The sequence below is a fragment of the Paenibacillus monticola genome (assembly GCF_009664975.1).
Lineage (GTDB): Bacteria > Bacillota > Bacilli > Paenibacillales > Paenibacillaceae > Paenibacillus_AQ > Paenibacillus_AQ monticola.
This window is the reverse complement of the sequence record NZ_WJXB01000004.1, coordinates 173,097-196,036: the sequence shown is the minus strand read 5'-3', so window position 1 is coordinate 196,036 and position 22,940 is coordinate 173,097. Positions and strand designations below refer to the sequence as shown.

General features: G+C 44.3%; 18 protein-coding genes. 6 read left to right on the top strand and 12 right to left on the bottom strand.

What is annotated here, in order from left to right; all coding sequences use genetic code 11:
* Positions 1-9: 9 nt before the first annotated feature.
* The 4 genes from GJB61_RS13555 to GJB61_RS13540 all read right to left on the bottom strand — a co-directional run bounded on the left by GJB61_RS13555 (position 10) and on the right by GJB61_RS13540 (position 6,285).
* Positions 10-1,119 (bottom strand): response regulator, encoded by a 1,110-nt coding sequence (locus GJB61_RS13555; RefSeq protein ID WP_154119040.1) that lies wholly within the window; start codon positions 1,117-1,119, stop codon positions 10-12.
* Positions 1,116-2,918 (bottom strand): sensor histidine kinase, encoded by a 1,803-nt coding sequence (locus GJB61_RS13550; RefSeq protein WP_195724332.1) that lies wholly within the window; start codon positions 2,916-2,918, stop codon positions 1,116-1,118. Before GJB61_RS13550 ends, GJB61_RS13555 begins: the two co-directional genes overlap by 4 nt.
* 204 nt (positions 2,919-3,122) lie before the next feature.
* Positions 3,123-5,252 carry an S-layer homology domain-containing protein gene (locus tag GJB61_RS13545; RefSeq protein WP_195724331.1) on the bottom strand — a complete coding sequence of 710 codons (2,130 nt, stop codon included), beginning with the start codon at positions 5,250-5,252 and terminating at the stop codon, positions 3,123-3,125.
* Between the two features lie 223 nt (positions 5,253-5,475).
* A complete protein-coding gene (locus GJB61_RS13540) occupies positions 5,476-6,285 on the bottom strand; it encodes a DNA-binding protein (protein ID WP_154119037.1) in 810 nt (269 codons plus the stop codon).
* Positions 6,286-6,480: 195 nt separating this feature from the next.
* Between GJB61_RS13540 and GJB61_RS13535 the strand changes: the two genes are divergently transcribed.
* Entirely contained in the window at positions 6,481-6,825 is a 345-nt protein-coding gene (locus GJB61_RS13535) for a helix-turn-helix domain-containing protein (protein ID WP_154119036.1), read from the top strand.
* Positions 6,826-6,888: 63 nt separating this feature from the next.
* Here the strand turns inward: GJB61_RS13535 and GJB61_RS13530 are convergent, their stop codons facing one another.
* Together GJB61_RS13530 and GJB61_RS13525 are read right to left on the bottom strand one after the other, a co-directional pair.
* Positions 6,889-8,241: an MATE family efflux transporter gene (locus tag GJB61_RS13530; RefSeq protein WP_154119035.1), complete on the bottom strand. Its 1,353-nt coding sequence runs from the start codon at positions 8,239-8,241 to the stop codon at positions 6,889-6,891.
* A gap of 240 nt (positions 8,242-8,481) precedes the next feature.
* Positions 8,482-9,168: a MarR family winged helix-turn-helix transcriptional regulator gene (locus GJB61_RS13525; RefSeq protein WP_154119034.1), complete on the bottom strand. Its 687-nt coding sequence runs from the start codon at positions 9,166-9,168 to the stop codon at positions 8,482-8,484.
* Between the two features lie 413 nt (positions 9,169-9,581).
* Here GJB61_RS13525 and GJB61_RS13520 point away from each other — a divergent pair, with 413 nt between their 5' ends.
* Both GJB61_RS13520 and GJB61_RS13515 read left to right on the top strand, forming a co-directional pair.
* Entirely contained in the window at positions 9,582-10,832 is a 1,251-nt protein-coding gene (locus GJB61_RS13520; RefSeq protein ID WP_154119033.1) for an FprA family A-type flavoprotein, read from the top strand.
* 102 nt (positions 10,833-10,934) lie between these two features.
* Positions 10,935-11,822: a diacylglycerol/lipid kinase family protein gene (locus tag GJB61_RS13515; protein ID WP_154119032.1), complete on the top strand. Its 888-nt coding sequence runs from the start codon at positions 10,935-10,937 to the stop codon at positions 11,820-11,822.
* A 26-nt stretch (positions 11,823-11,848) separates the two neighbouring features.
* On the opposite strand, the gene ypfJ is transcribed toward GJB61_RS13515, so the two are convergent.
* The gene (gene ypfJ / locus GJB61_RS13510) at positions 11,849-12,694 is read right to left on the bottom strand and encodes a KPN_02809 family neutral zinc metallopeptidase (RefSeq protein ID WP_154119031.1); all 846 of its coding nucleotides are present in this window, start codon (positions 12,692-12,694) and stop codon (positions 11,849-11,851) included.
* 163 nt (positions 12,695-12,857) lie between these two features.
* On the opposite strand from ypfJ, the gene GJB61_RS13505 reads away from it, so the two are divergent.
* From GJB61_RS13505 to GJB61_RS13495, 3 genes are all read left to right on the top strand, one after another.
* Complete coding sequence (locus GJB61_RS13505) at positions 12,858-13,892, top strand: stalk domain-containing protein (RefSeq protein ID WP_154119030.1); 1,035 nt, start codon at positions 12,858-12,860, stop codon at positions 13,890-13,892.
* Between the two features lie 147 nt (positions 13,893-14,039).
* On the top strand, positions 14,040-14,414 hold the full coding sequence (gene blaI / locus GJB61_RS13500) for a penicillinase repressor BlaI (RefSeq protein WP_154119029.1): 375 nt from the start codon (positions 14,040-14,042) through the stop codon (positions 14,412-14,414).
* Entirely contained in the window at positions 14,411-15,946 is a 1,536-nt protein-coding gene (locus tag GJB61_RS13495; protein WP_154119028.1) for a M56 family metallopeptidase, read from the top strand. The genes blaI and GJB61_RS13495 overlap by 4 nt, the downstream gene beginning before the upstream one ends.
* 284 nt (positions 15,947-16,230) lie before the next feature.
* On the opposite strand, the gene GJB61_RS13490 is transcribed toward GJB61_RS13495, so the two are convergent.
* The 5 genes from GJB61_RS13490 to GJB61_RS13470 form a co-directional block, all read right to left on the bottom strand.
* The gene (locus GJB61_RS13490) at positions 16,231-16,755 is read right to left on the bottom strand and encodes a VanZ family protein (protein WP_229521727.1); all 525 of its coding nucleotides are present in this window, start codon (positions 16,753-16,755) and stop codon (positions 16,231-16,233) included.
* A 37-nt stretch (positions 16,756-16,792) separates the two neighbouring features.
* Positions 16,793-17,659 (bottom strand): M15 family metallopeptidase, encoded by an 867-nt coding sequence (locus tag GJB61_RS13485; RefSeq protein ID WP_154119026.1) that lies wholly within the window; start codon positions 17,657-17,659, stop codon positions 16,793-16,795.
* A gap of 82 nt (positions 17,660-17,741) precedes the next feature.
* The gene (locus tag GJB61_RS13480) at positions 17,742-18,839 is read right to left on the bottom strand and encodes a HAMP domain-containing sensor histidine kinase (protein ID WP_154119025.1); all 1,098 of its coding nucleotides are present in this window, start codon (positions 18,837-18,839) and stop codon (positions 17,742-17,744) included.
* Entirely contained in the window at positions 18,832-19,527 is a 696-nt protein-coding gene (locus GJB61_RS13475) for a response regulator transcription factor (RefSeq protein WP_154119024.1), read from the bottom strand. The genes GJB61_RS13480 and GJB61_RS13475 overlap by 8 nt, the downstream gene beginning before the upstream one ends.
* A 188-nt stretch (positions 19,528-19,715) precedes the next feature.
* Positions 19,716-22,886: a discoidin domain-containing protein gene (locus tag GJB61_RS13470; protein WP_154119023.1), complete on the bottom strand. Its 3,171-nt coding sequence runs from the start codon at positions 22,884-22,886 to the stop codon at positions 19,716-19,718.
* Positions 22,887-22,940: the final 54 nt, after the last annotated feature.

Here is a 22,940-nt window from a genome sequence, read left to right as displayed (position 1 = left end):
CAGTCCTCATTATTTATCCAGCCCTGATATCAGTTGCACATACAAGGAGACCGCTACAGGTGAGGGGGTTATTCCAATTTCTTTATGTAGGGTTTCCACAAACTTCTCGTATTGCTGGGTTAACTCCTCTTTATTCTCCTGTAGCGCCAAAGCCTCCATAAGCAGCAAGAAGGGCTCTTCGTCCAGCTCATTGTGTGCCATGAGTTTACGCAACAGCCGAATCGCTGCATGTGTCTCCCCTCTGTTTAACAAGGCTACACATAATCGCTGGGTAAAAGAATTATACAGCGCGGCAATACGTTCGGCCTCGTTCCACGCCCAGGCGAAGGCTCGATCACCAAATAATTCGCCCGTGTAGAGCTGTTCGATCCCTATCGCCTGTTCGATATTGCTCTCATCTACTACAGGCATCTGTCTACAGCCCTCTTCAAAGCTGAGCAGATCCACATGTATATCTTTAAGACTGAGCGCATAATGATTGCTGTCGGAGTGCAGACTCTCCTTCAGTTCAAATGTTTCCAAGACCTTACGCAGCTGATAGACCGTCGTATTTAAATACATTTCGGCATTCTTTGGCAGCATGTTGCCAAACATATCCTCAATCAGCCTCGCTCTGGAGACAAGTCTGCCTTTATTTATTAGTAAATATCCAAAGAGCTCCGCACTTTTACTTGATTTCCACTTGACCCGCACACCCTGTGTGCTTTGAATATCAATCCCGCCTAAGCAGTTAAACTTAACTTCATTCAAAGCGGGTGCCTGCTTCGCGGCCATTACTCTTTGGACCGTTTGATGTAATCTCTCTTGCACAACAGGCTTCAAAATATAATCGAAGGCTTGCACATCAAAGGCATATAACGCATGTTCCTTATGTGAGGTTATAAATACCAGCTTGGTGTGTCTGCCACTTGCCCGTAAACGTTCAGCAAACTCCAACCCATTTTCCCTTGGCATACTGATATCAGCAAATATCAAATCTACCTCATGATTCTCCAAGTAGGAAAAAGCGGTTGCTACTTCTTGAAAACTCCCCACAATTTCAACATCCGTAATCTTGGCAAGCATCCGCTTCATAATTAAATGCATCGCCTTCTCATCATCAATAAGAATAACCTTCATCTCACTTCACCTTCCATGCTGCCTGATCGTCTGGTTGAAGCTTCAGTGGCAGTAGGAATAGAGAAATAAAAAGTGCTGCCATGTGCTGGTATACTGTCAAACCAAATCTCTCCCCCATTTAAGTGTACAAATTCCCTACATAAGATAAGTCCCAACCCGATGCCCCGCTCTCCCGCTGTTCCTACCGAAGAAACCGGATAATCATCCTGCAGCAAAGAATGAGCCTGTTCTGAAGGTATTCCTTCGCCTGTATCGCTTACAGAGATAACCATTTGATGATCTTTCTGCACTGCCTTTAAGCGAATGGTTCCACCGTAGTCTGTAAATTTAATAGCATTGGACAGTAGATTGCGGATAATCAACTCAAGCATTTCTTTATCGGCATAAACATAGGTACCGTTAGGTATTTCGGATAGGATGTTGATATTCTTTTTCTCACCACGGAGACGCACTAGACTCAAATTGGTTTGAACCGTATGGGCCAGATCCCGTTCCACCGGATTAAAGATCATCCCCCCTGTTTGACTCCGAAACCAATCCAGCAAGCCTTCTACTAAGGAAAATGTATTCTGAATCTGCTGCCCCATCTCGCGGACAATCTCCTCATGGTCCTCCCCTGAGGCCTGAATTTCCTCCTCAAGCAATTCCATCAGATTGACAAGTACCGCTATGGGATCACGAATATCATGGGCAACTACACTAAACATCCTGTCCTTGAACGTATTCAATTCACTCAATTGTCTGGCATTATCATGGAGTCTTTCCTCTACACGCACTGTTTCCGTTACATCGCTTAACAAAAGTAATTTGCCAACCGGATTGGGGTTGTTGCCACTCACATATGACATATGGATATTATAAAATTGTCCATCCGGCAGACCTGTGATTTGGACCCTACTCACCGAAGAAGGATCTTTCATGACGATTTCCAGCAATAGTGGATAATGGAGTAAGACTTGAGCAGCCGGCTGTCCAAGCATTTTTTTATGCAAACCTCCAACCACCCAGTTGGCCGCTTTGTTGAAGCTGATTAGTCTGTTATCCAGATCAAATACAATGACTGCATCTCTCATCGACTCAAACACATTTTGTAAAGCTAAGGGGGCTAACCTCAGCATATTAAATTGATAAATCCCCCACATAAAAAAAACACCAGAGAACAAGAACCCGAATGGAGATAAATCGAGGGGCATATAAATCAATCCACTTAAGTAAACAAGCGTAAAACCAAAGGGTCCCCAAGATCCTATGATCATAAGAGCTACTTGTTTCTTCATACGGGGGGCCGCTTTGCGGAACATCTGAATCAAAAAAACCATTCCTACAATAAAGAAGCTATAGGAATACATAACATGAAGTTCATATAAGGGACCTTTAACCAAGGTGACCAATGGGAATCCCTCTGAAGTATTGATCGTCATACTCTTGTAGAACAAGTGATGCCAGTCATTTGTGTTATGAGCAATAAAGGTTAGCATGGGAACAACCATCAGAAGGGCAACGTACTTGGTACGCACCCATGATTGCCGCCCCGTATATTGCAGAACCATAATAAACCACAGCACCGTACCGAAGGGAATACCGATATATTCAATGCGCAGCCAGAAACGTATTTGCTCCAAGGTAGTACTAGTAATTTCAAAGGCATAGCCAAAAGTGTAAAAAGAGCCGGTTAACAACCCTAAGCCATAGCTTATGGCTATCGGTAGATTTCTTCTTTTCCAACATAGATAGACCAACATCAGAGAACAACAGGTAGCAGCCATCAGTAGTGCCGATAAATACAGATTATAGTTCATAGATGGTTGACCCCTATTTAGGAAATATTCGTTCATTCTGTGCCTCCTATTTTATCAGAAACCCTTTAAAAAACATACGTTCCTATAGGGATAATTTCAATTTAATATTAGAGTGCTTCTACTTGACCATATTTTCAAAAAAAAGCCCGCTCCAGCCTCTTAACAAGGGTGGGGCGAGCTTTCAGCAAATTGCAGAACTATTAATTATTTAATGGATTCCAGAAGAGCACTAAGCTCTGGATTGGTCTGCAGAAGATGCAACACAATCGTTAACGCTTCGGCACGTGAAGCCTGCTTATTAGGCAGAAATTCTCCTGATCCATCACCGCTTATAATTCCAGCAGCTGCCGCTTTCTGAATTTGATCCTTGTTCCATGTACCCTCAACATCAGAGAAACTAGAGGATGCGGTAGCATTCACACTATTAAGATTAATAATCTTGGAAATCATAGCGATAATCTCGGCACGACTAATTTCATCATTGGGTTTAAAGGTACCATTCGGGTACCCTGAGATAATTCCCTTATCTTTCAAAGTACGAATAGAAGCTTCAGCCCAATGACCAGAAATATCACTTAATGCACTTCCAGTAACCGTACTTGAAAGATCCAAGACTTTGGCAAGGATTGTGGCAAACTCTGCGCGAGTGATACTTGCATCGGGATGGAAGGTACCGTCCTTATACCCGTTAACCACACCTAATTTAACAAAAATACCGACAGTCGCATTCGCCCAGTGTGCAGGGGTATCTGCGAACTGCATTGTAATTGGATGAGCTTTAGCTTCCTCTATTTTCTTGTTGAGGCTAGTAAGCAGATTCTCAATGCTAACTACTTTGTCATCAAATTTCACTACTGGCTGTGCCACAGATGTTGGCGTTGGTGTTGGTATTGCTGTCGGCGTTGGTGTTACTGTTGGTGTTACTGTTGGTGTCGTTGGCCCGCTGATGATGCCACCTCCGCTTACCGCTACTATTTGAACTGCTTTTGTTCCATAGACCGCAGAACCATCCGTTGCCGTTGCCTTCACGGTTACCGTGCCTACTGAATTCCCTGTCAGTGTACCGTTTGCATCCACACTGGCTGCGCCTGTACCATTCTCAACAGACCACACAACCGTTTGATTAGCGGCCTCTACGGGAGCAATGCTCTTAGCCAGCTGTAACGATTGGCCCAGAAGCACCGAAGAATCTCCGTTTATTGTAATCGCAGAGACTAGAATTGGAGTAGGTGTAGGAGCAACAGTTATAAATAACTGTGTACTGCCGATAATTCCACTTCCATCGGTAGCTGTAGCTTGTACCGTTATTGTACCGGGATTGCCGGCAGTAAGTTCACCGCTGGTTTCGTTAATGGTGGCAGAACCTGTTCCGTTCAACACCGACCAAGTGACTACTTGGTTTGTAGCGTTGGCAGGCGCTACTACTGCACTCATATCTAGTAGAGCACCTGTTACTACTGTGGAAACTCCGCCCTCAGCAGTTAATGAAAGGGTAGCCACTGGTATGAAGGGTTTAACTTCTATCTCCTTTGTTCCATAAACAGCAGAACCATCTGTAGCCGTAGCCTTGACAGTGACTGTGCCCGCTGAAATACCTGTTAACAAACCATCAGCATCTATCGTAGCTGTTCCTGTTCCATCAAGAACTGACCAAGTAACTGCCCGGTAAGCAGTATCTATCGGCAATATTCCAGCACTCATAACCAATGAATCGCCTACTAGTAGGCTATCCACATCACCGGAACTACTTACTTCAATGCCAGTTACCTTCTTCAAAAAATTATCTGTGATTAAATGTGAACCCGAATACAAGGATATCGCTGTCTGGATATTCTTAGTGCTCCCTTGGATCAGAAAGGTAACCTGTCCGCCAACTGTATACGAGGAGTAACCCTCATTTGCTGTAGCTACTCCACTATCCATACTGTGAAATATTACATTGGGATCACTTGCATGCGCGAACATCTCTGTTCGGCCGCTCACAAGTTTACCATCTGTACCATAAACAGCAAGTGTTACATTTACAAACCCTAGATGATTGATATCCAGTTCCGGTTCTTTAGCCAGCGCAACATGGTCTACAGCATATGCTGGTTTGTTTGACTGAAAATTGGATAATGTTACGTCTGTAGAGTAGCCATACTCATAATCAGGAACCCAGCTTACATGATTATCGCTAACATACCCGCCTACAATAGTCTTATCGGAGTAAGTCTCGACAGTTACGGTACTAGCTCCTTCATCATCAGGTGCCTGAACCACCTTTCCATCTGAATATCTTAAGAACACATGCTCTGAACTGCCTGGCTTATCACTTGAATAGATAATGTTCACTGAATTTGTATTTATAACACACCCGCTTAATACAACTAAAACCAAAGCCGAAATTAACAAAAGTTTCCATACGGAAGTTTTTTTCATCATTATTCCTCATTCCCTTAGATTATCATTATTAAGAATTAATATAACTATATCTCAAGGCAATGACGGGAAAATGACAAACTTCGACAGCAAAAAGAGCCCACGAAATCTGGGCCCTAATTACACCGTCATCTTCTTATTCCAAGACTGCTGTCAGCACTTCTTGATATTGCCTGATCTGCTCCTCTGTAGCCCTATCTCGCAAGGATTCGAACAAGGCCATACAGTTTCTGAAATCCCCGTCATTGTGCGACTTATGGGCTAATATAATACACTGCAGAATGCATTCCAGTGCCTCTGAGTGTCGCCCGGCCCGTTTATGATATACAGCCAAGTAATAACAATAGTTGTAATAGTAAGAGGGATTAGCCTCTTCCCTGGACTCTCCAAACTCGGTAAACTGTTGTGCGAACGTACGCAGAAGCTCATAGACATTCATAACATGACGAAACACCGCTTGTAATATCGAATCCAGACCCGGCAACAATTCTTCCGGATAATCTTGCAGAAAGACCACATATTCCTCTAACTGATCTGTCTTGCCCACCAAAATATCCAATGTATATAAATTAGTCTTCGCTAGGAACCGGAATTCCTCAACCAGTTGCAGACCTTCCTCATCTAAACCATCCAACCAGCCCAGATCGGCATATTTACTCATGCATTCTCTTGCTTGATTATAGTGACCCTGCTTCTGATGAGCAATTCCGCGCATAAGATGGCTGAACCCGAAATAATAAACAAGCGAATGTGGCATCACTACGCCAAGAGATAAAGGCAAGCCCTTTGACTTGAGATCCTGACGCTCTTCATAGATGCATTGTGCATAGCTGAATAGAATGTCCGAAGTATTCAGTATCCTGTCCCAGTTCTCTGATAAAAAAGCATTTTCCAACATTTCAACCATGATATCCGGCTTCAGTGACTTTAGAATGGAACTACGCAAGAGCTGATTCCTCCTTTATCGTCAAGCCTGACTCTATAACCCTCCAATATGTTCCTTTTGCTTTACTTCCACTAGAGAAGGAGTACAATGAGCTTAACATACTACTTATACGCAGTACTATTAATATATTTTACCGTCTCTATGACCCTGCCATTTGTACCCATACTCTCCTAACCTTTAGGAGAGGTGACTAGCATGATGGATTTAAGAAATTCGGTTGGAGACAGAATTCGAGCCATACGTAAGGCAAAGGGATTAACCCAACAACAACTAGCGGAGCTTTCGAACTTGGATGATGCCTATGTTGGATCATTGGAACGAGGGGAACGGAACTTTTCTATAGATACACTGCAGAAGATTATTATCGCACTAAGAATCCAGCCGTCAGAACTATTCTATACTCAGAATATCCTGGATGAAAATGAGGTTGCCCAACGAAAAGCCATTGATGAATATGCGGCCACCATTAGTGAGTTGACTGTGGAACAGATTAATTCATTGAAACGGATTAACAAAGAGGTACGGAGATCATTCGAATAAGTAACTTCAAAAGGATAAAGCCCTGACCGAAATTGGTTAGGGCTTTTGCATGTTATATTTTTTCTACTGTACTAAATTTTCCAAATCAGGCTGCAATTTGTTCCGCAGAACATACAGCATAGTAGCACCAACAAGGAACGCGACGGCATCCGAAATGACGAGTGACCAGACTACCCCGTGGAAGCCGTTCATTCGATTGGCGATATACAACACAGGAATCAGAGTAATCCCTTGAATAATTGACATAATAAACGCGGCGGTTCCTTGCGCTGTTGCTTGAAAGATCCCCGTAAACAACGCGGTCATTCCTGTAATAAATAAGGATAAGAAGGTCACATGTAGAATGTAGCTGCCCATGTCAATTAATAGCGGGTCATTCGTAAATAAACCAATTAAGTGGTCGGAAATCAGATAGACGATAACGCCGAACACGACTGCTAGGGCCACAATCGCTTTGATCGTAAAAGCAATGGTATGCTTCGTGCGTAATTTGTTCGCTGTAAAAGAGAAGGCAATCAACGGTACGACTCCCTCGCTTAAGCCCATTAGAATAACCTCAGGAAATTGCAATAAACGTGATGAAATTCCGAAGGCCGCTATGGCCTGCTCCCCATATTCGACCAGAAAACGGTTAAAGATGAGCGACATTGCACCCAAGAAGATACTCATAACAAAGACGGGAACTCCGATTTTGACTACATTGCTGAGAATTTCCTTGCTAGCCTTGAACCATTTGATGGAGACGGTTAAGAATTGGCTCTTATATCCTATATGGAAGGCGTAGAATGCACTCGCAACCATGTTAGAAATGACCGTAGCCGACGCAACGCCGATCACGCCCCAATGGAAGACGAAGATCACTAGCGCATCGAGAATAATATTTACGACAACACTGAGAATCATACCGATCATCGACGTCATTGCTGCACCCTCCGCGCGCACGATATTCTCCAATGTGAAGAATAATACGATGAAGGGTGAACCCATAATCATAATCGTGACATAGTCCTTTGTGAATCCGAAGGAGTCATTCGTCGCTCCCAGGCCATGAACGATTGGATCGATCAATGGGAGGCCGACAGCCATCAAGATAAGACCGAGAACTAAACTACTATAAAAGGCGAATGAAGACACATGCTTTACATCATCAACTCTTTTCTCTCCCAGCAAACGGGAAATGAATGTACCGCTACCAATGCCAATCAAGTTGCCTAACGCCATAATGGCCGCGAATAATGGTAAGGTTAATGCGAGTGCAGTTAACATGGCAGTATTGCCCAGTGTACCAAGGAAATAGGCATTCAAAATGGAATATATGACACTCATTGACATGCCTAGCATCATCGGTAGAGCGAAGTGAGCTACGGCTTTTGCGACCGGCGCCTTTTCAAAGTAATGAAGGTTTTCTGCATTCATGCGGGTCACCACTTTCTTCAATTATTTTTGTCTTCAAATTACTTAGAATTCTAACTATTAACTGAATATCGATCTCTCGCCGCAGCACAAACTAACCCGTAACGAGGACATTGCGGGTTTAGTTTGCGAGCTTTGGATGATTTGGTCGTTCCAAGGAAAAACGTCATTGCGCTGCCTCTGCCACTCATCTATCTCTTTTGGAAAGGCAGCGCCAATGCTGCTTGTTAAAAATGTTCTACTTTACTTATCTTCCGGGTTCTGTGAGTTGTCCGGTGACGAATTTCTTTCATCTCTGGAAGGCCAGCCAAATCCGTGCATGCCTCTGCCGTGACCTTCCCCACCAAATCCAGGGAACCTACCGCTAAAGCGCTCGTCCCCCAAATTTCCCCACATTCCGTTCATTTTTCCGCGCATGGACATTAGTTTTTCAAATTCCTCTGTACCTATACGTTCCTTTGCGGCCTCCATCCAGAGAGCCATTACGTCACGATCTGCATCCGTTCCAAGTTCTTCCTCTAAAGTCGTAATGACGCGGACTAGGTACTCCCCGAAAGTAGCCTGCTCTTCTGACGATAGGCGGGAAAATATGTTGCCGCTGTCTATCTCTTGTCCCTCTTCGTCTCGTCCTTTTTGCGTCAGGTAAATCAGCATGATGCGTTTGTCTGTCTCTGAAGGTTTACGGGTAATGTATTCGGCTTTCTCCAACTTCGCAAGCAATTCATTAAGGGATGATACACGGATATCGAGCATATAGGATAAATCTTTTGTGCTGATCCCGTCTTTCATCCGGAGAAACGCCAGTAACCTGCCTTGCCCGCGTGAAGTGTCGGCCATAGGGCCAACAGCTGCGTGGGCTTTCAAGTGTTGCCTCTGTAACAGCCATTGCAGTTTCGCGAGTTTTTCGTACAATTCAGTATTCATATTCATAATGAATCCTCCTTAAATTGGGCTATCTAATTTTCCTTACCGTACCTGTTGGTTTTTATTATAACGGTACCTGTTGTATTTGTCAAAATCTTTTTGCAGGTACCGTTAGCATACTGTTACATATGATCTGTTGCCTATTCCCCTCAATTTTATAAACATATATTACCACTTCATCAGATTGTCAAATATGTTTAGAAAACCTGTACGTTCAGGTTCAATAAGACCCTAAAACAGCAGAATGATACGTAATCTTCTCATATCCTCCTTGTAATGACTAAGTTAATGTAATATTACCTTACGTGGGTATTGATTCTACGCTCTCAGATCGTAAGTCCTTATGATTTATGTCAATTTCTTTGCCATCATATGCTGATATATTGTTGAAAAAAATTATTACCATGGAGGGAATACCGATGTACTGTGTACAAGAGATAGCACCCGCAATTGTGTGGGTTGGGGGTAGCGACAAGCGGCTGGAACGGTTCGAGAATATGTTTCCACTACCAAAGGGCATCGCGTATAATTCGTATTTAATCTTAGACGAGCAAACCGCACTGATGGATACCGTTGATTCCGCCATCACCGCCCAATTCCTAGAGAATGTTGAACATGTCCTGCAGGGAAGAGCCTTGGATTATTTGGTGGTCAATCATATGGAGCCGGATCATTGCGCCAATATTGAAGAACTACTGAAACGTTATCCGGATCTGAAGATTGTCGGCAACAAAAAAACGTTTCAGTTTATGGAACAGTTCTATACCTTCAGCAAACCGGAGAATTATTATATTGTAAACGAAGGGGATGAATTATCCCTTGGCACCCGGACCTTACGTTTCTATCTGACGCCTTTCGTCCATTGGCCGGAGGTGATGTTCACCTATGAAACTACGGACAAAATCCTGTTCTCCGCAGATGCTTTTGGCTGTTTCGGTTCCCTCTCGGGGAATATCTTTTGCGACCAGACCGATTTCGAGGGGGTATTTCTTGAGGAGACTCGGCGTTATTATGCCAATATCGTTGGTAAATACGGCCCGCAGGTTCAGAAGGTTCTGAGCAAGCTGGCGCAGCTTGAGATTAACATGATCTGCCCGCTCCATGGGCCGGTCTGGCGGGAGAACCTATCTTATATTCTGGGCAAGTATAACCTGTGGAGCAGCTATCAGCCGGAGAAACAGGGCGTTGTGCTAGCCTATGCCTCCATGTACGGCAACACAGAGAATGTGATGAACATGCTCGCGTCCAAGCTATCCTCCAAAGGGGTGCAGGATATTCGTATGTATGATGTGTCCAAGACGCATTCTTCGTACATTATTTCGGATGCCTGGAAATTCAGCCATTTAATCTTTGGTTCACCCACCTACAACATGAGCCTCTACCACGGAATGCAAGCCCTGCTCCACGAGATGGCAGCCTTGAATCTCCAGAGCCGCAAGGTATCATTGGTCGGAAACTATACTTGGGCGAACGCCTCTATTAAAGAGATGACGGAAATCATTGGCGATATGAGAAAAATTGAGTTCATCGGAGAGCCGCTAGAGATTAAATCTGCGATGAAGCAGGAGCAAATACCACAGCTTGACCAGCTGGTGGAGGATATTTATGCTTCAATTAGCACCAGTGTATCCGCAGCACAACCTTCATTGGCGAAACATAACGCCATGTAACGGAAGTACCTGAAATATGTATAGAAACAGCACTATCAAAACTATTCTTTTGGGGTAAGAGGATAGAAGTGACTATCCATCCCGAAAGAGAGGAATATGAGTATGAAGCAAGCCATGATCATCATTAACCCCACCTCCGGCAAAGAAGATGCGCCCCAACATGTCAGAAATGTAGAAGAAGTTTTACATGATGCAGGATATAATGTTACGGTCAAGGAGACAGCAAAAGAAGGGGATGCCACTCATTTTTGTATCACTGCATGTGAGAATGGTTATGACCTGGTCGTATCCATTGGCGGTGATGGCACGCTCAACGAGACCATTAACGGACTCAGCGATCAAGACCCTCGCCCGAAACTAGGTGTAGTCCCTCTTGGGACAGTTAATGACTTTGCGCGTGCCTTGCAAATTCCACTGAATCCTGCAGAAGCGATCCAGACACTTACTTCTACTAGGGTAAAGAACGTAGATATGGGCCGATTAAATGGTAGAGTTTTCGCCAACGTCGTTGCCACAGGTTCACTCGCTGAAACACTGTCTTCCGTATCCTCAGACGATAAATCCAAATTTGGTGCTTTGGCCTACTTCAAAGAAGGAATTAAAGATCTCCGTAATCCTGCCCAGCCCCTCGTCATTCATCATGATGGGGAAACATGGGAAGGACATTCCCCGCTTTTTCTCGCTGCTTTAACGAACTCGGTGGGCGGATTTGAGAAGCTGGCACCCGATGCTACTGTCGACGATGGTTTGCTTCACTGTTTCATTATTAAAGATCTTACAGTACTCAATACCATTACGATCGGTATCTCTTTATTGGTTGGCAGCCTGAAGGATCATAAAGATGTGGTTTACTTTACTGCTAAAAATTTGAGTGTGCACTCGGTAGAATCTGTTAGGACTAATGTAGATGGCGAAGAGGGACCCCCTTTACCCATCGAGCTCAGTATTATACCTCGACATATCCAAGTGATTGTACCTGAAGAGGACTGATTTCCTCCAACACTCCTTACATCACACTAACTTGCCTGTTGAAACGTATCTCCACCTTCTATATTTCCGGTTTGGAAGCCTTTATTGAACCATTGCTTCCTCTGCGCGGAAGTTCCATGGGTAAAGCTCTCGGGTACAACATACCCCTGAGCCTTTTTCTGGATGCTATCATCACCGACTGCGCTCGCTGCCGTTAAAGCTTCTTCAATATCACCAGCTTCAAGTACACCCATTCCTTGGGCATGATGGGCCCATACGCCTGCCAGATAATCAGCCTGCAATTCAAAGTTAACCAGATATTTATTAAACTCCGTTTCACTAAGTTGTTCACGAAGCGGCATAATCTTCTCAGTGGTGCCCAACAGTGTTTGAACATGGTGGCCCACTTCATGAGCAATCACATAAGCCATAGCAAAATCACCTGGAGCCTGAAATTCCTGACGAAGCTCATCATAGAAACTTAAGTCAATGTATAGCTTGTGATCACCTGGACAATAGAAAGGCCCTACCGATGCACCTGCTTCTCCACAAGCAGATTGGACGCTACCTGTATACAAAACGAGTGTTGGATCTTCGTAAGTTAAGCCTTTTTGCTTGAAGAGATCACTCCATATATCCTCAGTATCCTTAAGTACAACAGATACGAACTGTGACAGCTCCTCTTCTTGAGCCGTTTGCTCGTAAGGCACATTCGATTCCGACCCTGTATTCGTCAAGTTATTCAGAATATCTCCTGGACTGCCACCACTTAACAAAGTCACAATAATGACTACGATTATGCCGCCAATTCCACCGCCAACCAGCCTTTTTCCTCCACCCATGCCTCTGCGATCCTCAACATTCGAACTACCGCTTCTACCTCTCCATTTCATAGCGTGTCCTCCCCCATTTTATATAAGCTTTTACCCAAAAGCATTGAACTTATAACCTCTAAATAATAGGGGAATAAATGGGTGTAAATAATTGGAACAGAACCATTTCGTCTTACCTTCGTCCAACTATATGAAACAAATCTATCAACAAGGTGATGAACGCATGACGAAAAGTAAAACTCTACTGGCCGTATCCCTGTTATATTCTACCTCTGCTCATGCAGAGACGGCCCCTCAAGCTCCGTTGACTCCCCAGAATGTGTCCATCTATTTGGATGGCCAACAACTTCAACCAGAGGTTCAGCCGCTCAATATCAACGGCACGGTTCTCGTTCCTATGCGCGGACTCTTCGAAGTACAGGGCGCCAAGCTATCTTGGAATAACGCGAGCAAAACGGTCACAGCAACTAAAGGAGATACAACGCTTACTTATCACATAGGCGAGCTCACAGCTACTCTAAATGGTCAAAAGCTAACTCTAACCACACCCGGTCAAATTAGTAAAGGTTACACGATGATCCCCTTACGCTTCGTTAGCGAGGCTCTGGGAAGCACTGTGAAGTGGGTTCAGGGCACTCGTTCGGTTCAAATCTCCTCATCTGTAGATTATGATACGTCCGTCCTGTGGGGCGTCAATTTACGAAGCTCCCCAGACTCTGGAAGCAGCTCCGTCAGCTTGGAAATGCTGTCTGCAGGGGCCAAAGTTCATGTGATCCGCGAAGTTAACGCTTCATGGCTGGAAATTCGGACTCAGGATAATAGAACTGGATACATATCTGCGAAACCGAAATATAGCGATTACACAAGCCCCACTCTGATTGAGAAACAAGCGGACGAGCTGATAGCGTACGGAAAAAAATATCTGGGCACACCATACGTCTTCGGTGCTTCACCAGATCAGACAGACACTTTCGACTGCTCCTCGTTCGTTAAGCGTGTGTTTCAGGATACACTGTCGATCGATCTCCCGCGTGTATCCTACGATCAGGCCAACATAGGCAAGAAAGTCGAGATCGACGAGCTGCGTAAAGGAGACTTATTGTTCTTCAGTGCACGCGATCTGGATATCGGACATGTGGCCATCTATGCAGGAGACAATCAGCTTTTGCATACGTATTCGAAAGAACTCGGCGTGCATGTAGAGGCCTTCGATAGCAAGTGGAAGAAACGCTTCGTTACCGCCCGCAGAATATTCTAGAACAGACACTGCATCAAAAGCTACAAACAAGCCAGTCTCCGATTATTGGAGACTGGCTTGTTTCATGTGCATTTGACAACCATGGATTACATGTGTAATATTGGTTTTGTATTACACGTGTAATCCACATATTCAGGAGGTAAATCTATGAACAATGTTCCACATATATCCGATGCGGAATGGGAAGTCATGAAGGTGCTTTGGGCCCGAACACCCCGTACGGCTAATGAAGTGATTGAGGCTTTGGAAGATCATACGGATTGGAAACCCAAGACAATAAGAACGCTTTTGAACCGCTTAACCCAGAAAGAAGCCATTTCATATTCGCAGGATAACCGAGTTTATTCCTATTTTCCGTTAGTATCCGAAGATGAGTGTATGAAGTCCGAGACTGATTCCTTCCTGAAGAGAATCTACGGTGGCGCATTTAAACCGCTGCTTGTTAATTTTTTGAAAGAAGAGCACCTATCTCCGGAAGATATTAAAGAATTGAAAAACATTCTAGATGATAAAACAAAATGAATCAAATCCTAGAACGCCTTATTGCTCTCTTTGATTGGGTTTGGTCTGTCTCGGCGATGGCGAGTGTCTTGGTTGTCCTAATTATAGTGCTGCAGCGCGTACTTAAGCATCATTTGAAACCACGATGGCATTACCTGATGTGGCTGTTAGTTATTGTGCGATTAATTCTACCGTGGGGTCCCGAGAGCGAATTCAGTATTTATAATTGGATCGGTACTACGGATTCCATCGAGTCGGTCATGCCCGTTAATCCGGCAGAAATACTTGCTAGAGAAGCTGTACCGGAAACTGCTGCCCCGACCCTATATCAGGACTTATTTATTGTCTGGTTGGTGGGAGCATGCTTATTGGGTACATACAGCATCCGCATCAACTGGAAATTTGCCCGGAGGATAAAAAAAGAAACCGTTGCGATTACCGATGCAAGAGTATTACAGCTGTTCGATCAGTGTAAGAAAATGATGTCGATTCACAAACACGTTTCTCTTGTTGAATCTCACCATCTCGGAACACCGTCATTGTTCGGATTCCTGCACCCGCAATTGATCATGCCCACAGCGATTCTAACCCGCTTAGATGACGATCAGCTGCAGCATGTATTCCTTCATGAATTGGCGCACCGGAAACGCAACGATATCTGGGTAAACGGGTTCATGCAGGCCCTACTAATCATTCATTGGTTTAATCCCGTTCTTTGGTATGCCTCTCGTCGAATGCAGGAAGATCAGGAAATCGCGAGCGACGCGCTTGCACTTAGCTGCCTGACTCCTGATCAAAGCCGGAACTATGGATACACGCTCATCAAACTGCTGGAGGACTTCTCACAACCCTTCAAAATCGCCGGAAATGTGAATCTCACCGGAAATAAGACACAGCTAAAAAGGAGAATTAAAATGATTACACAGTTTAAATCCAATTCGTATCGTTGGTCGTTTCTGGGAATAGCAACCTTACTCATCATTAGTGGCTGCACCTTAACAAATCCCAAAGCTAGTCAGAACGCTACCCAACCCCCAAATAAAATCATTACTGAAGAGACACAGAGCCCTTCGACTCTTACAGGATCGAACTTAACGATTTCGGTTGACAAATCAAACACAGATGAGCTTGTAGAACCCGTCTCACCCCCAACTAATGACAAGTCGAGCTCGTTGGTTCCTGTAGAATCAGAACCTACCACAAAGGTTGACCAGCCAAGCTCCGCGCCTCCTGTACCAGAGCTGAGAGCTGCTGCATCCGATGAACGCTCTAGCTTCACTGCTCCTGTAACCGAGCAGAGAGCTGCTGAGATTAAGGTTCGTGCTGACTCCGTTACTGCTGCTGCAGAGCAGAGAGCCTCTGAGGTTAAGGTTCGTGCTGACTCCGTTACTGCTGCTGTTGCAGAGCAGAGTGCCTCTGAGATTAAGGTTCGTGCTGACTCCACTGCTCCTGTTGCAGAGCAGAGAGCCTCTGAGGTTAAGGTTCGTGCTGACTCCGTTACTGCTGCTGCAGAGCAGAGAGCCGCTAGCTTCATTGCTCCCGCTCGAAACTAAATTCCCTGCAGAACAATTTCAATAAAACGGCTACAGCGCCTATTGGTGCTGCAGCCGTTTTTTTATATGGTATCCATTGAGCATGTACAATATCCACGAGTTAAGATCAAGTAATCCCCTCGCAATCAATGCTTGCAGGTGACGCTACGTAGCTGAGTATTCAGAAGAGATGCTGATCGGACGAGGCGGTGAACTGGGGGCAGAGCAGGAGAATATTGAGGTGCTGGAGATTCATTTTGCAGCAGCCATAGAAGAATTGGAAAACTGCGACTACCCATGACAATTCAATTATAAGTAACGACCCCAACTCCGTCATCTTCATGGGGTTGGGGTTTAATCAACCACACAAGAAATTTGAAGATACAATAACCCATGATGCCGCCGAATGTGTTCAATATAAGATCATCTACATCAAATGTACCCATCCGCAATAGTAGTTGCGTCACTTCAAAACAGAGGCTTAGGAGCAGGGAGAACATAAATACGCTTATGAATGACGCCCCTCTTGATGTGAGGAGTTTAGGGATGAAGAGCCCCAGGGGAATAAAGGCTAGAATATTGCCTATCAGATTCGTAGACGAAAATGGACTCGACATAGACATGCGATGAATCTCTCTAAGAATCTCCTGGAATGGGATATAGTTGCCGGACCGATTGAAGATTCTATCAGGCTGTTGTAAAGTACTCTGAAGCTGGTACAGCAGAACATGCATGTCAACAGAACCCCATTTAAATAGGATCAACTTGATTAACACATACAGATACACCACAAACCCTGCTACTGTAACCAACCTCATGATTGCTGTCATATGCTTCAATAGTGAACCTCCTTCGTTGTATATGGATTCATTTCTGCACAGTCACAATCACTCCATCTATGTTGTTCCCTGAGATCTCATATTGGCCGTTTTCCGGTACCTTGATGATATTTTGCGAAATCGGATAATAACTGACGTTATAGGCTTCACCCTCTACAACTGTCGAAATGCTCTTGTTTTCTCTGATGTAATCCATATATTGCTCCAGCACAAGTTTGTTTTCCTGCATGATGGCACTATGAGGTAACCCGACATAACGAAAATGCCACGGTTCAAATTGAATCCCGGTGATGTCGGTTTTATCCTTGGGATAACGTAATACAAATCCGTATTTCCAAGCGTTTTTTTGCAGCCAACTTCCTTCAGGTGCTTTACTCATCTCACTCTGGGTAGATCCTATATCCAGCGATAAACCGAGGTTGTGTTCGCTATAACCCGCTGGCAACGCATAGTCCGCGCCTTTTTCCTGATAAAGCTTATCTTGTTCTTCAGAATTCCTATACCCGCTGCTGATCATAAAATGATTCACGCCCTCTTTACCGGCTGCCTCAATCATCTTCTGAAACTTCTGCACTACATAGGTAGACAGACGGATATGCTGGTCCAGCAGTACATAGCCCTGCATCAAATCGGCATGATCAGAGACATTCACAATGTCGGATTTCACGCCTTCCTGATGCACAGGGTAATCCTTGTTAACCAGTATTAAATCCCCTTGATACAGTTGATCCTGTGGCACAATTTCGATCGTCTTGGAATTGTTTATACTACTCATTCCCTGATTCTCATATTTTCCATCGAAGTCCTCCAGTTTCTGTTGGAGATATTCTTTGGCACCAAAAATTGCATATCCTAAGAGCACTACTATAAATAGAAAAAAGCCCCACTTCTTCATCAACTATTTCCCCCTTAACTCCTCATACAATCAGGATAGAGAAAACTAGTTAAAAAAAAGCAGGGCAAAGATAAAGTTTTTCTTAAATGTTAGACGCTAGCGGCAATTGAACCTCAAACAAGGTCCGCACCACACTACTCTCGACCGAAAGGGTCCCCTCATGCTGCACCACAATATTTCTAGCAATGAACAGGCCAAGACCCGTACTGCCCTCTTGGTGTGTTCGTGCCCGATCACTCGTATAATACATATCGAAAATATGCGGCAAATCTTCTGGAGCAATATGTCCACCGTAGTTGACAACCTGAATGATTACATGCCCTGAATCCAGATGGCAATTGATATCTACATACAGTCCATCCTTCCCGTAACGGGTGGCGTTGGTCAATAAATTCTCGAATACACGTGCCAACAGCTCTCCATCGCCAGAAATGTATAGGTTAGGCGTAATAGTGAGCCTGGAAATCAGATGATTCTTCTCAAATACAGGGTACAGTTCCTCATTTAATTGCCTCAGCAGCTCACTAACGTCTATTCGTTTCTTTTCGACAGGCAGCATGCCATAGTTCATTCTAGTAATATCGAACAAGCCATCAATCAGCTTCTCCAGACGTTGAGATTTGTTGAAGGCAATCGAGATAAAATGTTTGATTTGCTCCTCTGTCAGCCCTTCATCCTTAAGAATTAAATCTAAATAACCCAATACTGAAGTAAGGGGTGTGCGTAAATCATGAGCCAAATTCACGACCAATTGATCCTTGCTGTTCTCGGCAAAATCCCCTTTTTCCACGGCCTCTTGCAGCTTTTCACTCGCCAGATTAAGATCCTCAGCAATGATTCTGAACTCATCTCTTGAGGAAATATGCACCCGATTCTTAAATTCACCATTGGCAAGATGATGGATTCCCTTGGAGATTTCATTAAAGTAGGTAAGATACGGCTTAGTTAACAAAAAGAAAAAAAGAATAGCCAATGGAATGAACAGGATCAGAAAAAAATAAATATCTCCGATGTTACCCATGATATGACGATACTCGGCCAGCTGATCTTCACGGCGTACACCTGCATAATAGTGTTGAAGAATTCGATAGACCCCATACGTGATCCCACCGGACAAAAGCATACTTAAGCCCAGCAGCAGAATCATCGTTGTCCGAAAGCTGCGGTTGCTCTTATTCATTGAATGTATACCCCACACCCCAAATGGTCTTGATGAATTTATTCTTATTGATATCTTCTCCAAGCTTCTTGCGCAGGGTTCGGATATGCACCATAACCGTATTGCCGCTCTCATAGTAGGCTTCGCCCCACACCTGCTGAAAAATATTCTCGGCGCTAAAGACTTGCTTGGAATGACTGGCTAATAGATAAAGGATGTCAAACTCCTTCGGTGTTAACTCTACTGTTTCACCATATAGGGTAACCGTGTGCTGATCTGGTGAGATAATCAATCCACCCATTTCTAATACGGATCTATTCAGGGCTGTAGGTTGATTGAACAACATGGAGCGGCGCAACTGAGAATTCACCCGGGCTACCAATTCCATCGGATTGAAAGGCTTGGTCATATAGTCGTCTGCCCCCATCACCAATCCTGTGATTTTATCGAGATCCGAGGTCTTGGCACTCAAAAAAATGATGGGCAAATGATATTGCTCCCGAATTTTACGGGTAACCTCATAGCCATCCAGTTCAGGCATCATAATATCCAAAATGGCTAAATCTATCGATTGCGATTGAATAGCCTGCATAGCGGCTTTCCCATCGGCTGCTTTGACAATATGATATCCCTCTTTTTGTAAATGTAAGGCCACCAGATCCGCGATCTCTGGCTCATCATCTGCTATCAGAATCGTGATACGCCTCATGCCTATTCCACTCCTGTATAATTGGTGATCAATAATATATTAAATATTACACGTAATCATACAGAATGGATAGGATTCAAATGATTCCAGATTGTACACCTTCGAGGAAATCTATTAAAAAAGCTGCTCTGAAATGATTTCTTCATCATTTCAGGGCAGCTCCTAGTAATGCCTATTTCTCTTTTCGTCTACCAGTTATTTCCTGTACCCGTAACCGTGAAGCTCGGCGATGTATTCAGGAATTTACCTGATGGTGCTCCCGTAACTGTATTATTGTTAAAGATTGAAGTTCCGGTTGCTGATCCTCTAACATAAACACCATAGGTGCCGGAATTAATGATTGAATTGGAAGCATACGTAACCGATATTCCCGGTGCTGGTTCTTCAATAAATATGCCAGCATAGGTACTGTCTTGAATGGTATTGCCCGATACATTTACCGTCAGATTCTGGGCCTTCCCATCGTTGTTCACCCAATAGGCCCAAATGGCGCCAATCTGATATCCATAATCCCGGTGAGCGGAGCCCGTTCTTAAGAGCATATTGTTCTGAATCGTTAAGTTGCCCGTCATGGATGGAGGACTAAAGTTAGTTCCAAAAGATATGCCTGAACCACTGAGTATGGTATCTGTACATAAGTTTCCGATTACCTTATTGTCCTTCCCCCCGTAAATAGCGATGTTATTCGCCAGCGTAGGAATTTGTACCGTATTGTAGCTGAATGTATTATTTGTATCCAGGTAGGTATCCGACCACATGGCTAATCCATCGTCACCACTGTTGCGAATAGAGTTATTGGTAACGGTTGTATTAGACGTGCCATAGTGGAGATTGATTCCATCTGCCCAGACATCCCTTATTCTAGTGTTGGAAATCGTTGCAGCATTCGTCTGGTTTGTAAGCCAAAAGCCTACTTTGGTATGCTCAATCCAAAGGTTGGTCAAGGTGGAGTTAGTTGCATTTCCTTCAACCCCTGAAACCCCGTTGTAATCATCTCTGATGAGATCATTTGCACTGATCTTGAAGTCCGATAGGGTAACATTCCCACCTCTCAAGTAGAAACCCGCATAATTACCTGAAAGGGTTGAATACCAAATGCCGGCCCCCTTCATGGATACGCCGCTATCCAGATATAGTCTTGTACCCGATCCGTCATAACCAGCGCCTCTATTTCCAGTGTTTAAAGTAAAGGTGCCTGCTGGAATCCATACCCCTTTATATGTTCCACCAGAGTTTTTAACCGCATTGATAGCGTTATTGAATGCCGTGGTATCATCTACGCCATCGTTGGCTACTGCACCATAGCTTAGTATTGAAAGATAGCCTGATGGTATCGTTAATGCCGCCGGGATGGCTTCCGTTTCAATTAAATCTACCGTTACATTTGCTGTAGAGCTAAAGTTTAGATTCGAAGAATTTCTTTGCAGTTTGATGATAGTTCCAGCTGCATACTGCTTATCCAGCACTATTGAAACTTCATCATACATATGATGTGGAGAGGTAGAAACAGCATTAGGGTTGTTGGACCAGCGAATTTGTCCACCTTCCGTACCCCATTCTCCATAATTCCAGCTGTATTTTGAAGTTAAATTAATATCTTTATATAAGGTTCCACCGATATACATACTGACGGCGGAATCAATGCCAGTACCCGCAGCGTTATCAGGTAAAGAATATCTGATCGTTAGCCCTTGGGCCGCTTTAGCTAAAGTAATCTGAACATATTGCCCCGCAGCGGTAAGCTGTACTGCTTTTCTTCCGGAGGCTTCTGAGGCTATATTTCCGGCAGTAGTTGAAGAACCCACGACAGTTCCTGAATAAACTGCACTTTCCGCCTCATAGGTGTCATAAGGCATTGTTGCTCCATAAGTACCTGGAGCTGGTGTCGGAGTAGGCATCGACGTCGCTGTAGGTACCGGAGTTGGTGTCGGTGGTGGCGTGGTGGCTACGTCAATCTTATCAAGGTTTACATTTCCAGTGTCGGTGGTGTCATATTTGTACATAATCGTATTACTGCCTGCGTTTAAAGCCACGGTATCGAGCTTAGTTGTCCAAGTATCCCAATTGGCAGTGGCGATTAGTGAAGTCTGAGTGACCTTGGTACCATTAACATAAATACTTAAGGTTTGCGTGGCCGAAGAGCCGTTGGCATATTTTAGGGTTACATTGTAGTTCGTAGCCGCAGCTACATTAATATTAAATTTCACGGACACATTACCTTTATTGGCATCCGTAAATCCACCTACAAAACCTGCCCCACTATAACCGATGTGATCCGTTGCTACAGTTGCACCCCCTGCTAGTGTCGCCACTTCAGCTTCATAGGTTCCAGCCGGTGTTGCGGTTGGTGTTACGGTTGGTGTTACGGTTGCCGTTGGCGATGGCGTTGCGGTTGCAGTGGCCGTTGGTGTCGCGGTCGCCGTTGGTGTTGGTGTAGGAGTAACCACGCCCGATCCGTATATTTCAAATTCTGCGATCTGGCCTGCAGTCGAACCTGTATTAGCGGTAATATTCAACCTTACATATCTTGTAGATACTGCTGTAAAAGTAAGGGTGACCGCATTATTTGAAGTTGGGTTAAACGTATAGGCCTGGGAAGCTACAAGCGTATTGTAGGCAGTGTTATCAGTACTTCCTAATACAGATAACGTCTGAATTCTTGACCCCCACGTTGCAGGAAGCTTAACAACTACGGTTCCAATACTCTGCGCACTGCCAAGATCTACGGTTAGCGTATTGGGATAAGTGTTAGCGGCACCTTCGTAATAGGTTGAAGCATTGCCGTCAACTGCATTCGCAGCTGGGAAACCGGCGAACGTATTATTGGCGGTGATTGTTTTATTCAGGGCCAGATTTGTACCGATGGAGGCATTCACTATAATATTGTCTAAATTTACGTTACCTGTATCTGTGGTATCAAACTTATACGTTATCGTGTTACTTCCTGTATTTAACGTTACAGTCTCTGTTTCAACAGCCCACGTGTTCCAGTCTGAAGTCGCTGGAAGTGATATTTGTTTGAGCTTAGTCCCGTTAACGTACAAGCTTAAGGTTTGAGTTGCTCCGGAACCATTCGTATATCTTAATGCAGTCGTATAACTCCCAGTAGAGGAAGCGCTTACAGAAAGTGCTGTAGAGGCTTTTCCCTTATTGGTATCGGTATACCCACCCACAAAGCCTGTTCCGGTGAATCCTGTGTGGTCTGAAGCTACAACGGCACCGCCTGAAAGTGTTGCGGATTCCGTTTCATAGGTCTGTGACGCTGCAGATACAACAGTTCCTAAAGGGGCTTGAACTACCAATAAGGATATCGCTAAAAGATAAACCAGGAGCTTATTGACCCTTAACTTTTTCAACATTCGATTACCTCCATTATTTTATATAATCCGAATCGTTAAACTCATGGAAATCCA